At 35.4% G+C, this 14,141-nt stretch carries 16 protein-coding genes and 1 pseudogene; 6 read left to right on the forward strand and 11 right to left on the reverse strand.

From position 1 onward, the window contains the following. The first annotated feature begins 481 nt into the window (after positions 1 to 481). The 4 genes from IQ247_RS05435 (at position 482) to IQ247_RS05450 (ending at position 4,158) form a co-directional block, all read left to right on the forward strand. The gene (locus IQ247_RS05435; protein ID WP_193917820.1) at positions 482 to 1,201 is read left to right on the forward strand and encodes a GUN4 domain-containing protein; all 720 of its coding nucleotides are present in this window, start codon (positions 482 to 484) and stop codon (positions 1,199 to 1,201) included. A gap of 302 nt (positions 1,202 to 1,503) precedes the next feature. Then, a complete protein-coding gene (locus IQ247_RS05440; RefSeq protein WP_228059500.1) occupies positions 1,504 to 1,620 on the forward strand; it encodes a type II toxin-antitoxin system HicB family antitoxin in 117 nt (38 codons plus the stop codon). Positions 1,621 to 1,746: 126 nt separating this feature from the next. Continuing rightward, positions 1,747 to 2,832 (forward strand): ABC transporter ATP-binding protein, encoded by a 1,086-nt coding sequence (locus tag IQ247_RS05445; RefSeq protein WP_193917823.1) that lies wholly within the window; start codon positions 1,747 to 1,749, stop codon positions 2,830 to 2,832. A 261-nt stretch (positions 2,833 to 3,093) separates the two neighbouring features. Further along, positions 3,094 to 4,158: a polysaccharide deacetylase family protein gene (locus tag IQ247_RS05450; RefSeq protein ID WP_193917826.1), complete on the forward strand. Its 1,065-nt coding sequence runs from the start codon at positions 3,094 to 3,096 to the stop codon at positions 4,156 to 4,158. Here the strand turns inward: IQ247_RS05450 and IQ247_RS05455 are convergent. The 5 genes from IQ247_RS05455 to IQ247_RS05475 all read right to left on the reverse strand — a co-directional run bounded on the left by IQ247_RS05455 (position 4,135) and on the right by IQ247_RS05475 (position 6,321). Next, the gene (locus IQ247_RS05455; protein ID WP_193917829.1) at positions 4,135 to 4,503 is read right to left on the reverse strand and encodes a hypothetical protein; all 369 of its coding nucleotides are present in this window, start codon (positions 4,501 to 4,503) and stop codon (positions 4,135 to 4,137) included. The genes IQ247_RS05450 and IQ247_RS05455 overlap by 24 nt on opposite strands. A gap of 229 nt (positions 4,504 to 4,732) precedes the next feature. Continuing rightward, positions 4,733 to 5,068: a hypothetical protein gene (locus tag IQ247_RS05460; protein ID WP_193917832.1), complete on the reverse strand. Its 336-nt coding sequence runs from the start codon at positions 5,066 to 5,068 to the stop codon at positions 4,733 to 4,735. 243 nt (positions 5,069 to 5,311) lie between these two features. Beyond that, the gene (locus IQ247_RS05465) at positions 5,312 to 5,623 is read right to left on the reverse strand and encodes a hypothetical protein (RefSeq protein WP_193917835.1); all 312 of its coding nucleotides are present in this window, start codon (positions 5,621 to 5,623) and stop codon (positions 5,312 to 5,314) included. 2 nt (positions 5,624 to 5,625) lie between these two features. Beyond that, positions 5,626 to 5,883 (reverse strand): hypothetical protein, encoded by a 258-nt coding sequence (locus tag IQ247_RS05470; protein ID WP_193917837.1) that lies wholly within the window; start codon positions 5,881 to 5,883, stop codon positions 5,626 to 5,628. A gap of 18 nt (positions 5,884 to 5,901) precedes the next feature. Then, positions 5,902 to 6,321, reverse strand: a complete 420-nt coding sequence (locus IQ247_RS05475) for a hypothetical protein (RefSeq protein ID WP_193917839.1) — start codon at positions 6,319 to 6,321, stop codon at positions 5,902 to 5,904. Positions 6,322 to 7,708: 1,387 nt separating this feature from the next. Here IQ247_RS05475 and cysK point away from each other — a divergent pair. Continuing rightward, positions 7,709 to 8,671 (forward strand): cysteine synthase A, encoded by a 963-nt coding sequence (cysK, locus tag IQ247_RS05480; RefSeq protein WP_193917841.1) that lies wholly within the window; start codon positions 7,709 to 7,711, stop codon positions 8,669 to 8,671. A 105-nt stretch (positions 8,672 to 8,776) separates the two neighbouring features. Here the strand turns inward: cysK and IQ247_RS05485 are convergent, their stop codons facing one another. From IQ247_RS05485 to IQ247_RS05510, 6 genes are all read right to left on the reverse strand, one after another. Then, on the reverse strand, positions 8,777 to 9,799 hold the full coding sequence (locus IQ247_RS05485) for a PEP-CTERM sorting domain-containing protein (RefSeq protein WP_193917844.1): 1,023 nt from the start codon (positions 9,797 to 9,799) through the stop codon (positions 8,777 to 8,779). A gap of 232 nt (positions 9,800 to 10,031) precedes the next feature. Continuing rightward, positions 10,032 to 11,183, reverse strand: coding sequence for a hypothetical protein (locus IQ247_RS05490; RefSeq protein ID WP_193917846.1), 1,152 nt, complete (start codon positions 11,181 to 11,183; stop codon positions 10,032 to 10,034). 72 nt (positions 11,184 to 11,255) lie between these two features. Next, positions 11,256 to 12,269: an endonuclease/exonuclease/phosphatase family protein gene (locus IQ247_RS05495; RefSeq protein ID WP_193917848.1), complete on the reverse strand. Its 1,014-nt coding sequence runs from the start codon at positions 12,267 to 12,269 to the stop codon at positions 11,256 to 11,258. A gap of 78 nt (positions 12,270 to 12,347) precedes the next feature. Then, entirely contained in the window at positions 12,348 to 12,611 is a 264-nt protein-coding gene (locus tag IQ247_RS05500) for a Txe/YoeB family addiction module toxin (RefSeq protein ID WP_193917850.1), read from the reverse strand. Then, positions 12,608 to 12,832, reverse strand: coding sequence for a type II toxin-antitoxin system Phd/YefM family antitoxin (locus IQ247_RS05505; protein WP_193917852.1), 225 nt, complete (start codon positions 12,830 to 12,832; stop codon positions 12,608 to 12,610). Before IQ247_RS05505 ends, IQ247_RS05500 begins: the two co-directional genes overlap by 4 nt. 96 nt (positions 12,833 to 12,928) lie before the next feature. Then, a complete protein-coding gene (locus IQ247_RS05510) occupies positions 12,929 to 13,450 on the reverse strand; it encodes a hypothetical protein (protein ID WP_193917854.1) in 522 nt (173 codons plus the stop codon). Between the two features lie 456 nt (positions 13,451 to 13,906). On the opposite strand from IQ247_RS05510, the pseudogene IQ247_RS33555 reads away from it, so the two are divergent. Continuing rightward, a pseudogene (locus IQ247_RS33555) lies at positions 13,907 to 14,119 on the forward strand (type II toxin-antitoxin system Phd/YefM family antitoxin); the annotation flags it as partial. Between the last annotated feature and the right edge of the window lie 22 nt (positions 14,120 to 14,141).

Consider the following 14,141-nt stretch of genomic DNA (forward strand, 5'->3'; position numbering starts at 1 on the left):
GCTTTTATTAAACTAAGATGCAATTTTTGATGCAATTTTTAAGTTCTGTGTTACTGCAATCATGTAGAGGTGCATTTCTTGAATATACAGCAAAATTGTCAAATAGCTCAACAAAAAGCTAGGCTGGAAAAAAGTTAAGTACTCAGACAAAATTAATTGCATACCAAGATTTTCTTTTCCCTATTCCCTCTTAAGAGTTCCCTGTCTCAACGTCCGCGCCAGCGTCTCCTCCCCAGACAGGAGAGATGAACTTAATTTTGTCCAACTACTTATGAGCATAATTTATCAGTTCGTGAGAAAATATTTTACTAGAAGGGAAAGATACAGGTAAGCTATAGCAGCAGAATATTTTTTAAAGAGGTGTGATTATCCCTCCTTAAACTGGCTATCAGTCCAAAACTGTCTTTGCTTTATAAAAATAGCCGTTTCTAACCCTAAAACTTCTTCATTATTAATTGAATTGCGTTTCACGACAAAAAGCATGACAGACCCAATGATTCAAAACAGTACTAGTAACAGCGATTTCGACTTTCTTCTGAAGCAGTTAATCGCAGGGTCTGAAAAAAAACAGCAGGAATTAGTGGAAAAACTCGCGATTCCTGGAACAGAAGGATTAAAAGTGCTGATGGAGTTTTTATCGAACCGTCGGGATGTTCCAGCAAATGTAGTAGACGGTAAGGTCTATCAAATTCTTTATCAATCGGATTTTACCGAAACTAAAGAATTTTTACAAATTAATTTTCCTCAAGGAATTGTACCGCTGAAATCGGATTGCAATATCGATTACACCCAACTGCAAAAATTATTAGCAAACCAAGAGTTTCAAGAAGCCGACCGTTTGACTCTACAAAAAATGTGTGAACTTTCCGGAGAAGAAGCATTAAAAAGAAAATGGCTATATTTTACCGAAGTAGAAAAATTTCCCATCACCGATTTACAAACAATTAATAATTTGTGGTTAATTCATTCTCAAGGTAAATTTGGTTTTTCCGTACAGCGGGAAATCTGGTTGGGTTTGAGGAAAAATTGGGAAAATCTTTGGGTAAAAATTGGTTGGAAAAACGGTAACAATTGGACTCGTTATCCCAATGAATTTATCTGGAATTTAGATGCACCTAAAGGTCATTTACCTTTGTCAAATCAGTTGCGTGGTGTAAGAGCAATTTCCTCTTTATTGTCTCATCCGGCTTGGGAAAAATGATTAAAGGTTAAAGGTTAAAGGTTAAAGGTTAAAGGTTAGAGGTGTAAGTTGGGGAATATAAGTTTTTCTGGGAATATTTTTACGTATTTATTGTCTAGAAAAGCTGTGTTTTGTAAAGTTTATTAGTATTGTTGCTTGAGCAAAATGGTATCAGAAATTAGCAGTTAGGAATGGTAAATATAAGAATTATAATTAAAATTTGAATTATAGGGCAGTACGCCTAACTGTTAAGTGTTGCCTAGACTTGATAAATTGTTTAAAAATCAAACAGAATTCTTATACATTAGTTGGAGAAAAATATCATGATAAATGCAAGTAAGCAAGAATTTTATGTAATTATTGAGCGGGATGAAGATGGATACTATGTTGGGGAAGTTCCGCAACTCAAAGCTTGTTATTCGATTCGGAGAAACAATTGATGAGTTGATGGAAAATATTAAAGAAGTTATAGAAATGTGTTTAGAACAGCCATAATTTTTTTATAAATTTAATTACCCATTACCCATTACCCATTACCAATTACCCATTCCCAATCCAAAATTCACATGGCAAACGTTACTTTAGAAAGTATCAAGCGTAAATTTAACAACGTCACGGCTATCGATGACATTACATTCACTATTCCTGATGGTGAGTTTTGGGTTTTGGTAGGTCCTTCCGGATGCGGGAAATCTACTATTTTACGGACTATTGCAGGTTTAGAATCTGCTACATCCGGTAAACTTTTTATTGGGGATAAGTTGATGAATAATGTCCCCGCAAGACAGCGAGATGTGGCGATGGTATTTCAAAATTATGCCCTCTACCCCCATATGAGTGTGGCGGAAAATATCGCTTTTGGGTTAAAAATGCGGAAATTTGACTCGAAATTGATTCGAGAAAGAGTCGATACTGTAGCGCGATCGCTATCCTTGGAACATCTACTCGATCGTAAACCCAAACAACTCTCCGGGGGACAACAACAACGGGTAGCTTTAGGAAGGGCGATCGCACGTCAACCCCAGGTATTTTTACTAGATGAACCCTTGTCCAATTTAGACGCGCAATTACGAGATGATACGCGGGCTGAGTTAAAAGAGCTACATCAAAACATTGGTATTACTACGGTATATGTCACCCATGACCAAGTGGAAGCAATGACCTTGGCGGATAAAATTGTAGTGTTGAGTGGGGGACGTATTCAGCAAATTGGTGAACCACAAAGTATTTACGCTCATCCCATTAATCGAATGGTGGCAACTTTCTTAGGAAATCCACCAATGAATATTATACCGGCGAAGTATACCGCTGCGGGTTTTGATATCAACGGACAAATTTTAACTATTCCCAGTGATTTAAAAGAAAAATTACGTTTACCAGAAGGACAAACTTTTGATTTAGGTATTCGTCCAGAAGATATCCAAATTCAGAATGAATCTCAAGGGGAGATTTTACAAGTAGAAGTGAAATTAGTCGAACCATTGGGAAGAGAAACCTTGATTCGCGTCACCGTACTCGGTACTGGGATAATATTAAACGTGCAAACGAGTGGAAATATCCGTTTTCACGTCGGTGATAAATTGAATTTACAATTAGATTTGCAAAAATTATTTTTATTTGATTCCGCTACCGGAGATAAGTTGTATCCGTAAATTAGTTGACAGTTGACAGTTGACAGTTAATTGAGTTATTGGTAATGGTCGTATTCACTTTAACCTTTAACCTTGATATTTGTATTTTACGGACTTGTATTTAATAAGTCCTAAATTTAAGCTTTCTGTATTCAGCTATTAAAAAATACCTTCAACCCGCCTTACTGCGGGTTTTGCTTGTGTAGCCGCGATTTCAATCGCCAGGTGGTGCATATCTAATCATTAATTAATTAATAATACAAAATACTCATATTAACTTCCATGCAGCCCAAATCAAATAATTTACTCAAATTTATTCCTTTAATCGGGAGTATTCTTGTAATTTTTACTGGTTTATTAGCTTTAAATTTTTATTCTAAAAGCGAAAATAAAGGTGATTCTCCAGTTTCTATGGAAAAAACAGTATCTCCTTTAAATTTAGAGCAATTTTGTCAAAAATATCAAGCTGTAGATAGAAATTTACAACCTTGGAATGAGGAAAGTTTATCTCAACAAAAAGTGTTGGTAAAAACACAAACTGATGCGGATGTTCCTCTTTCTTTAGATGCTGTAACTTTACCAGAAATTAACGCTTCTGCGAGAAAAGCTAAAGTACCGATAGCAATGTATCACGATATTTTGCCGAAAAAAGAAGTATTTTTTGATGTTACCCCAGAAGAATTAGAATCTCATTTTGAATTAATCAAATCTAAAGGTGTAACTCCAATTAGTTTAGACCAATTAATTATTCATTTACGCACCGGAAGTCCATTACCAGAAAAGCCTATTTTACTATCATTTGATGATGGTTATGGGGGTCATTATGAATACGTTTACCCATTACTTAAAAAGTACAATTATCCGGCAATTTTCTCAGTTTATACCAAAAATATGGGTATTAATACAGGTCGCTCCCATGTGACATGGGAGCAACTGAAAATTATGGCTGCTGACTCTTTGGTAACTATAGCCGCTCATAGTAAAACTCATCCACCAGATTTAACTAAGTTATCTGATGAAGAACTTGTTCCAGAAATAGTAGAGTCTAAGGAATTACTAGAGAAAAATTTGGGTATATCAATCCGCTACTTTACCTATCCTACTGGTAAAAATGACGAGCGAGTGAGAAAATTGGTACAAGAAGCTGGATATATCGCAGCTTTAGCAATGAACGACTTAGATGAAATGTTTGCTGGAGAGTCGGAGAATTTGTTAACTATTGGACGCTTTGGGCAGTCTCGTTTGCAAGAAATGGTTGATCAAGCTTCGGGAGGAAAAGCGATTTCTTGTTCGGAATATTTACAGCCAAAATCACAGCCAAAATCACAACCAATCCCGGAAAGCTGATACTTCATCGACACCAATTTCAAAGGATGTTGCTTTTCCAGGAGGTGGATTTACTCGAATTATCGCACTGGAAGCAAGGGGTTGAAGTTTCATGCCTAATTGCACAATATTGCTCACTATATGCCAGTAAGTTATTATATCTGGACAGTGAATCACTAATGTTAGATATTCGGTGTCAATGGTCAGATACCAAAAACAATTTGATAGTAATGCTTGGGTAATACTGTCACAAGTTTCGTAGAAACATTTCCCGGTACTTCTTTCTAGTTCTAGAAGTAACATTTTGTCGCTTTTTGTTACCTCATTCGGTGGTAAATCATCCGCATGAATGAAGGATTTATTCATAATAATACAAGCCCTTTGTATCTAATCTGAGTTAGGTTAATTGGGCAATAAACTCTTGGTTTTACGTTCAGTTGAAAACGGTTTTGAGTTAGAGAGATAATTATTCCTAGCGAATAAATCGGGTCATTTGATAGACACAATATCGCCAATACTCGCCAATTATTAATTGATAAAGGAATAATTTACTATTACCATTACCCTGAAGTACAATTTTCAACACCAAATTATTCTATTTAGAAACCCATTGTAAATCCAGCCACATACGCGGATCGGATTCTTTTATCTTTGACATTGGATCACGCAGTAAACGTGAAGCGTTGCGAAATACAACCTGGACTAATCCCATATTTTCCGCAACATCCATTAGTATTTGTTTATGACTTTGTACATAAGATATGATGTCTTCTGGACAATAAATCCCTAAGTGTCGTAAACGTTTAGGAGGTCGTCCCCAGTAAGTTGTGATTACTTTCACATAACAGCCATCAAGGACTTCTCCTACTCTTGGATAATACTCATTGATGACTCGAATATATTCCTTAGCAAGAGTCTCTTCGCTAATCATTTGACTACATATTTCTGTAGGTTATAAGACATTATTAATATAACATAACATGATTTGCAAAAAATACGACTATTGAAGGATTTATTATTTATTAAAAATTGTTTTTTGTGATTTTATTTAGTAATAATAATCAGAAAACAGTCAACTGAAAGATTTATTATTTATTAAAAGTTGATTTTTTATAGTTTTATTTAGTGATAATAATTAGGAAACAGTCAACTGTCAACTGTCAACTGTTATAAATTATCGAGAATTGCGTTCGCAAACTAAAACTTCTGCAATTAATTCAGGTAAACTAGTAAGGTCGGTATATCCTTCACAACCGCGAATTGGCGAAATAAATGTGTAGTTGGGGTCGCATTCTGCGGTATCGTAAACTTGAAAGTACCACCTATCAGGAAATCCTGCGACAGCAACTTCAACAATATACCAATTTTGACCAATGAGGCGACAATCAATTACTATAAACCAGTCTCTATATTCATCTGATATATTCCACTCGCTAATCAGAAATTCTAAAGCAATTTGTTGCGCCTCATCTACCGTCAATAGCATTTTTACTCCTTCTTTGGAACTTGAGGATAAAAACCTAATTGTTTAGATAATTCTCGTGCAATATAGATTAAAAATTTGGCTCCGTCTTCATTTCCATTATGAGCAAATGATGTTGCGACTTGCATCATTAATTTGATAAATTCTGCATCTAATAGTTCAGAATTAGCTTCGATAAGTTCTGGTTCCTTACCATTAGGACATTTTAATAATTCCTCAATTAAACCGTAATACTGATTTTGACGTTGTTCTGAAGACATCATATTTTTTAACTCTTATTACTACTTTTCTAGACTTTGTTGCCATAATTTCTCCAACATTTGTACTTGTTGTTGATGTATATGAGCGCGGTAAACTAAATATCTGTCATATAAATAAATTGCAAAAACCATACAGAATGGTATCAATAAAAAAAGCCATCTCCACAAACGGCGATTTTGGTAGTTATGAAATAAATTTAGTTTTGTTTCATCAGCATCTATATATAAGTTAGAAAAATCATTGTTTGCCAGGGAATTAGGTTGTATTCCAGATAAAGAACATTCGCTTTCTATACTTTGATTGTATGAATGTATATTCTGCTGAGTTTCCACAAACTTGAGATGTTTTCCCCATACCATACCAAATACCGCTAAACTGGGAAAAAGTATCGTTAGAGTAATTAAACAAACAGCAAATACATTTATAAGTTTTAATTTCATCGTGGCTTTTTCTAATTGCGTAACGTGAAGCCAGTGAAACAGTATGTAGCAATCCTAAATCAGTTGTAAAAAATCATGGTGATAAAAAGGTAATGGGTGTAGTGCGAGCTTCTAGCTTGTTACACTAGCGAGCTAGAAGCTCGCACTACTTAAAATTTCACAAATCATTTAGAACTGCTATGTAACTGTAGATTTCCTATACTGTCGTAAGTTTTAATGTTTAACTAATATCTAAATCTAAAATTGTGTAGAAAAATCATTGACACCCAGTCTTCTTACTAGTACTCCGCCACATAAGTTATGAGGGGCTAAGATGCCTCTTGGTAGGTTGGGTGTCGCTGCGCGCAACCCAACATCAGCGTTGGGCTTCACTCCGTTTTGCTTCGCAACGCTTGCGCGAACAGCCCAACCTACAATATTACATTAATTACCCATCAAAATTAATGTGGTGGAGTACTAGTACTTGATTGCATTAGTTTTGCTGGGTTAAATATTTGTAGTGGGAGCGTCTCGCTCCCTGGTAGTAGCTAGCGAGCAAAATGCCACCAGCGAGCTAGAAGTATGCCCCTCCGGGGCAGGCTACGCCAACGCACTACGAATTTCTTACCCATGATAATTAATGAAAAGGACTACTAGAGGGTTTAAGAAGCCCCCCCGAAAAGACGGGGGGGTAGAGGGGAATCTCTGCGTAAATCCTATAGCTGTTATATCAGTCAGTCTCCAGGTGAGGACTCATGGCGATCGCCCTTGGATTTATTAACTTAATTAGGGTTGTACTCAAACAGTTACAATCCAATTATGGTAAGGATTGAATATTTTTTTAGGGTATAGGTTCTAGTCTTTTTAGGTAGGGGTGCTAGTATTTATGAAGTCGGGTTCGATGATTTTTGTACTCATTTGAGTTGCAATGGGCTAGATATGCAAAAAGCTCTCACAGTTCTAGTATTAAGAGTTTTGAAAATCAATTGTTGATTTGATAGCACAAAATGTATTTGTTTTAGCAGAAATTTAAATAATTGTAAAATAGCAAGAGGTTCGGTTTGCGCTTCGCCTAAATACTCGCTCCCTAGTAGCCGAAGTGGGAGCTAGAAGCAAAGGGCTACGCAAACGCACTACTCTCGCCCGCGATCATTAATGTGGCGGACTAATACTTGAAAATAGTTATAATTGGGAATTTTGCTCGAAATCACATAAAATATAGATAAAAGTATTTCTTAAGCATGATTCCAAATAAACTGATTAAATGTTTAAAATTGATTTATAAGAACTAAAATTTTTATCGGATTGCTTTAAAATTATTCAGTTAATGTAATTTTCCAGATTTTTAAATAAGTATAAAAAAAACAACTTTATCTACAATAAAAAATACAGAAAAGGGTTGAAAAAGATGCGAATTGCTCACGATGTGACAGAACTTATCGGTAGAACACCATTAGTAGAATTGAACAAAATTCCTCAACAAGCGGGATGTGTCGCCAGAATTGTGGTGAAATTAGAGGGAATGAATCCAGCAGCTTCAGTAAAAGACCGGATTGCAGCGAATATGGTCAAAAAAGCAGAAGAACAAGGATTAATTGCACCAGGAAAAAGCATTTTAGTAGAACCGACATCCGGTAATACCGGAATTGGTTTAGCAATGGTAGCAGCAGCCCTTGGCTACCGTTTGATTTTGACAATGCCCGAAAGTATGAGTTTAGAAAGACGAGCGATGCTCAAAGCTTACGGTGCTTCTTTAGAGTTAACACCAGCCCAAGAGGGAATGCGCGGAGCAATTAAGACAGCAGAAGAAATTGTTGCTAATACTCCTAATGCTTATATGTTGCAGCAATTCAGCAATCCAGCGAATCCCCAAATTCACCGCGAAACCACCGCCGAAGAGATTTGGCAAGATACCGATGGAGAAGTTGATTTTGTGATTGCTGGTGTTGGTACCGGCGGAACAATTACCGGGATTGCCGAAGTAATTAAGCAACGCAAGCCCAGTTTTCAAGTAATTGCAGTAGAACCTAAAAACAGTCCCGTACTCGCTGGTGGACAAGCGGGACCTCATAAAATTCAAGGTATAGGTGCCGGATTTATCCCAGAAGTTTTACGTAAGGATTTGATTGATGAAGTAGTTGCTGTGAGTGATGAAGATGCGATCGCGATGGGAAGACGTTTAGCAAAAGAGGAAGGAATACTATCGGGTATTTCTTCTGGTGCGGCTTTGTGTGCAGCAATTGAAATTGGTAAGCGTGCGGAAAATAAGGGACGTTTGATTGTGATGATTCAGCCTTCCTTCGGGGAAAGATATTTGAGTACCCCAATGTTTCAAGATTTAGGTAGAGAGGTGGCTGCGGTTGGGCAATGATTCAACTCAGTTAACAGTAAACAGTTATCAGTACGTACAAGTTAAGGATTATTGGTGGGAATTATAGATGTTGTAGAGACGCGATATATGGCGTCTCTTAGGTTATTAGCTGTTTGAACAGTTGTGCTTACGCTTTAGGGAAGAAGCAACAACTGCACCGACTGCAACTAAGCCTAAAATAGAAGTGGGTTCTGGTACTTTTCTTCTCACCGTTTTCAAAGTCTTCTCTTGGCGATAGTAATTTAATCCAGTAACTGCACCACTTCCAGGTAAAGTTATATTAAATTGTGTAACTCTTTTCTCGCCGAAATCGAAATTGTATTCTCTGAGTGAGTTGTCACCTGTAACATACTGGTTTCCGTTCCAATTAGTACTCAAAAGTTTCATTTCACTAATATAAGTACTATTTGCGTTACTCTCTTTGACAACAAATTTATTGTCAGCCTTCTTATCGTTTATTCCTGCGATTTTATCATTGTTTTCTACATCTATCTCTGAGAAAAAGTTCGCATTATAAATAAAGTTACCAGTACTAGTACCATCAGCAAAAATAGCGCTGAAGATTGGGTCACCAGGGTCATCAAAGTCTAATAAACTAATACTATTGAATAAAACCCCAACCCCCTTTGTAAATTCGTTGAAATCAAATTTTATTGTACCGGGATTATTGCGGTTTGCATAATCATCTGGTTCTAAATCATTTTTTCCATTATCTTCTTGAATAATCAGGACTTTACCTTGGTTGGGAGATTTATATTTAAGATTACCATTTTGACCTTTTCCGGTAGCTAAATCTGGATCATCACCAGTACAAGTTTTTCCTTCACAATTACTGTCGTAAAGCCACAATTCGCTTTTGCCACCTTTTTTGAGGCTAGAATCTAATTTTAAGCCGTAATCAGACCACAAATTATCAAGTTGCGTTCCACCGTATAATGGGTTATTACCAACACCAACCTTTTCATCAAAGGTTATGTTGACTTTTTTCTCTTCCGTTACCAATTTTTCAAATTCTACATATTGATCATTTGCCGTATTTGCAGCTTGAGCGGGATTTGCAGCAATCGTAATTACAGTAGTTAATAATGCACCAGTACTCAATTTAGAAAATAATCTATTAATTCTCATTTATTTATTTCCTTCTCTTAAATTTTGATATTTATTGACTGCCATATCAGTTTTAAGAAATTAAAGGAATAAATGGGTTAGCGAGGAGTAAACACCCTCTAAAAGTTAAAAGTATTTTATTCAAAGCTAAGGTAAAGCTGCTAAGTTTAAATACTGTTGTTTTAATAAATATCCATATATTTACGTAAGTATTTAATTTTAGCTGGAATCTACAACCGAATAAACTAATATTTCAAGATGAACGAAATAATACCCTTCCCGGAAGGGTTTCATCGTTAATTTTGGCATAAACTCGCAGACAAGCGGAAACTTCTCCGGGTATACCACCGATATCTATTTGTAAATCGTCTTTGGAGAAGGGGTAAACATCAGCATAAGTTCCCCATAAAGGACGAATCTGAACTTGATATCCCGCTTGACGCGCTTGCTGTACTGCGACTTCCAAAGTGTGACGGGCTTCTTGTTGCAGTTTTCCCCACCAGGAAAAGCGGTCAACACATGGTAAATAAACTAATGAATGTATGGCTTCATCTAAGTCCAATCTCGCACGCAGGGCGATTGATTTATCGGTGTTAAAAGTTACCTTAACTCTGTGAAAACGTTCGATTAATGCGGTGATATACTTAGGTTTATCTACTGAACTTAACGAGCGAACGCCGAATCTATCGACACTTCTTAAAGTATGGTGTAAATACGGGTCTATTTCGATAAATTTGAGATAAGTAGAAACAATCGCAGCCAGAATATCGAGTTCAGTACCGCTTTTTTGAGTTTCTAATCGTTCGTCGAAATTAACCATATTGGAAAAGCACAACCCCGAAGCTTGGATATTACCTTTCAAACCAGAGTAAATATGTTCATGGATGGGAAATGCAAGTTGTCGTAAAGAAACTTTATCTTCCATTCCACCCAACCTATTTACTTGTTTGAGGATTTGCGATCGCAATATATCAGCTTGTTTTTGAGGAATCCGCAACAGCAATCGTTGAATTTCGTTCCACAATTGAGCATCATCGGTACAGTTAAACTGATATTCGCCGATATATTGAGATAATTCTTGATGAGCAAGTAAAGTTTGGGTAATTGGTTTTAATTTGACTTGGGTAGTAGTTTGCGGTAATTGTAGGTTATTATCAACTTGATTTGAAATTGGTTCTAAGACATCTTCCCAAGAAGGAATTTTTTCAGTATTATTACTTTGATATTGAGATTCTAAAATTACATTTAATTCTTGTAAAAGTTCTTGACAAATATCGCTTCCTGGGTCAGAAACTTCTGTTTTCAAAGCTTCCTCTAACTCGGTTCGCAGCCCTAACAGTTTTAACCGCAGTAACCAAGCTAACTTTGAATTTTTAGTATTTAATAACTTATTTAAATTAATCATGTGAGTAAAAAATACTTTGCGTTCCTCCGCGTTAACCTCTGTGTTCCTCTGCGTTAAAAAATGTTACTATTCCTAATCCTTAAATCGAAACTTCATCATCACGGGTAAATGGTCAGAAGCTTGTTTTACTTGATCAATTATTCGCCATTCTATTACTTCTATATTTTTAGGAGTATAGAAGACGTAATCGAATTTTACAATGGGTTTATCTGAAGGAAAAGTTGCAATTTGGGGATTATTTAAAGCTTCGGGTGGAAAAGCGGATTTAATTGCAGCAGTTTTTAATAAAATATCAACAGTTGGTTGGGGATTTTCGGGTATGGGAGGAACTGTACTATTAAAATCACCGATTAACAGTACCGGATATTTATCAACATATTCCGAGAGCAGTTTTTGAATATATTCGGTTTGTTTACGACGAGTGGGTACATCGAAAGCTTCTAAATGTACGTTGATGATAATAACGGAACGATTATTAACTTTAATTTCGCTGACTTGTGCGACTCTATCTAAGTAAAGAGCGTTGTAGAAAAAAGGTTTACTAGCAACTTTATCTAATACAATACGTTTGTTATTGGTGATAGGATAACGACTTAATATAGCTTGTCCTGATAATACTCTGCCAAAGTGAGCCGAAAATGGCAGGTAGGGAAATGGAACGTAATTTTTATCCCAATTAATTGCTATTCCGGCTTGGTTAAATGAAAGTTGCTCTGCTAATTCATCAACTTGATTGATGTTAAAGGAACGTTTAGATTCTAAATCAATTTCTTGAATACCGATAAAATCAGCATTTAATGGCTTAAGCGCATCAACAACAGTTTTAAGGTTATCATCAAACAGCTTTTTCTTTCTACTCACAGCTTGATTGTTAGTTAATCCAGAAAGATAACCAATATTGTAAGTAATAATCGTAAATTCATTTTTATTAGCTGGTGGTGAAGCTGGGTAATCTAGAATTTCCGCATACTTGTTACGAGGATAACTACCTGAGCTTGCCCAGAAATAGAAGATAATTATCGTGAAGATTACTACCGAGAAAGTAATTCCGCCGATTTTCAGTAGCCTTGGGAGAAGATTTTTCATTGAATCAAACATCAATTGTCAATGAACAATTATCACCTAAAAGTTGCGAATCATCAATTGTGATTTGTCACTTTTTTATTATTCATAGTGATATTTACACGCAGCAATAATTATCTCTGTATCGTTAATGATATAAATTAAACGATGTTCTTCATTAATTCTCCTTGACCAAAAACCAGCTAATTCATGTTTTAATGGTTCAGGTTTTCCTAAACCAGTGAAAGGAGAACGGTCAATATCTTTAATTAGTTCAACAATTTTTTTATATAGCTTTTTATCTAATTTCGACCACTCGTTAAAATCCTCAAATGCACCCGGTTCAAATACAATTCTTCTATTCATTCGAGATTTTCTATATCTACTTCAACCAAATTAGATTTATGTTTAACATTTTCTATAGCTTTTAACAAATGTTTCTTATTTGCTTCAGAAGATAAAAGGTAAGCAGTTTCGTCAACTTCGTATACAATAATCTCAATTTCTTTATCGGGATAACTTACTTTCAATGCATCAATAAAGCTACGGTCTAACTCTTTGGTATTTATACGATAAATTGAATGCATAGCTGAACTCTATTTATTTATTGATTTATTTAAGTTTATTATAGTCTTTCTTTGTATTTAATTTTTATACCCGATGCTCAAATAAATAGCATCATTTTACGTATAATCGCGTCGAATTTGATTAATCGCTGTATCTAATCCTTTGCTGTGAATCCATCCGACGAATCCACCGTAAAGCAGGATTCCGTCTTTATCTGCTAAAAATATATGGTCAACTTCAAAGGGATTTTTCCAAATTCTTACAGTTGAATCATTTCTAAGTCGTATAACTATTTTAGAACTGTTAAAATCTCTATGATGTGCGGGAGTTATTCCCGGTACTTTTTCTAATATTACAATTACTTCTTTTATAATATCTTGTTGATAGTTACAATTATTGGGAAGAGATTCTGGTTTATATTGAAGATAATTATTAGTAAATAATCCTATAATAATTAAAAACGTAACTCCTCCCAACATTTTCGTAAAACCACCCAAAAAAGTTAAACCTGTAAGAATCGCAGTTTCACCATCAGTAATTGCGATCGCAAATAGTAAAATTAGACTTGGCAATCCTAAAGCGGCTATTTTTGTGAAAAACTTATTTTTATATTCTTGGTTGAAAAATTTCTTAAACATGAATCTTATGAGTAATTAAGCGGCAGGAAAAAACAACTTAATATAATTTATTGGAAATTTATTAATAATACCTGCGTGTATTCAACAACTTTATTTTGATTCTAGATTACCAACGCATTTCTCCTACTTTAAATGTAGGGTGTGTTACGGCACGAGTAAGTATGATTATAAGGCTACAAATTAAAATTATTTATATAACCGCGATCGCCCCAAATCAACTTATATACAAAATTTTTAATACATGAGTACTAGTTAATCATGTAAGATGTTTTTGGTATTCACCGAAGGTGCGGCTCATCACACGCGGACAAGATTTTTGCTTGTTCGCCTTTCTTCTCATGTAATCGTATCATTCTGTTCATAGAGCCTGCTCTAATCTTTCAAATATTGCGGTACGATATAAGGAAATATCTAGACTAGCTAGATAAAAACAGCAAACATGGAAAACAATGGCAGTTACAAGAAGCAAAGAACAAATTTAGCGAAGTTGTAGACAAAGCAATTAATGAAGGAGCGCAAGTTATTACTAGAAGGGGTGTTGAGGTAGCAATAGTTTTATCTTATACAGAATATCGTCAAATGATAGCGTCGCAAAAGAAGATATCTGAGTTTTTTCGGGAGTCTCCGTTAGCTGAGGATTTTACGAAAACGGCTAATACACCGTCATGATAACTGATAACTGCTAACTGAT

The organism is Plectonema cf. radiosum LEGE 06105 (genome assembly GCF_015207665.1).
GTDB classification, from domain to species: Bacteria; Cyanobacteriota; Cyanobacteriia; order Cyanobacteriales; family Nostocaceae; genus Rivularia; species Rivularia radiosa_A.

Bases quoted from the DNA above. Each gene is read 5' to 3' on its own strand.
- IQ247_RS05495 (WP_193917848.1), bottom strand. From the start codon at position 12,269: ATGAAAAATCTTCTCCCAAGGCTACTGAAAATCGGCGGAATTACTTTC.
- IQ247_RS05475 (WP_193917839.1), bottom strand. From the start codon at position 6,321: ATGAAATTAAAACTTATAAATGTATTTGCTGTTTGTTTAATTACTCTA.
- IQ247_RS05460 (WP_193917832.1), bottom strand. From the start codon at position 5,068: ATGATTAGCGAAGAGACTCTTGCTAAGGAATATATTCGAGTCATCAAT.
- IQ247_RS05440 (WP_228059500.1), top strand. From the start codon at position 1,504: ATGATAAATGCAAGTAAGCAAGAATTTTATGTAATTATTGAGCGGGAT.
- IQ247_RS05485 (WP_193917844.1), bottom strand. From the start codon at position 9,799: ATGAGAATTAATAGATTATTTTCTAAATTGAGTACTGGTGCATTATTA.
- IQ247_RS05505 (WP_193917852.1), bottom strand. From the start codon at position 12,832: ATGCATTCAATTTATCGTATAAATACCAAAGAGTTAGACCGTAGCTTT.
- IQ247_RS05470 (WP_193917837.1), bottom strand. From the start codon at position 5,883: ATGATGTCTTCAGAACAACGTCAAAATCAGTATTACGGTTTAATTGAG.
- IQ247_RS05445 (WP_193917823.1), top strand. From the start codon at position 1,747: ATGGCAAACGTTACTTTAGAAAGTATCAAGCGTAAATTTAACAACGTC.
- IQ247_RS05435 (WP_193917820.1), top strand. From the start codon at position 482: ATGACAGACCCAATGATTCAAAACAGTACTAGTAACAGCGATTTCGAC.
- IQ247_RS05455 (WP_193917829.1), bottom strand. From the start codon at position 4,503: ATGAATAAATCCTTCATTCATGCGGATGATTTACCACCGAATGAGGTA.
- IQ247_RS05510 (WP_193917854.1), bottom strand. From the start codon at position 13,450: ATGTTTAAGAAATTTTTCAACCAAGAATATAAAAATAAGTTTTTCACA.
- IQ247_RS05490 (WP_193917846.1), bottom strand. From the start codon at position 11,183: ATGATTAATTTAAATAAGTTATTAAATACTAAAAATTCAAAGTTAGCT.
- IQ247_RS05465 (WP_193917835.1), bottom strand. From the start codon at position 5,623: ATGCTATTGACGGTAGATGAGGCGCAACAAATTGCTTTAGAATTTCTG.
- cysK (WP_193917841.1), top strand. From the start codon at position 7,709: ATGCGAATTGCTCACGATGTGACAGAACTTATCGGTAGAACACCATTA.
- IQ247_RS05450 (WP_193917826.1), top strand. From the start codon at position 3,094: ATGCAGCCCAAATCAAATAATTTACTCAAATTTATTCCTTTAATCGGG.
- IQ247_RS05500 (WP_193917850.1), bottom strand. From the start codon at position 12,611: ATGAATAGAAGAATTGTATTTGAACCGGGTGCATTTGAGGATTTTAAC.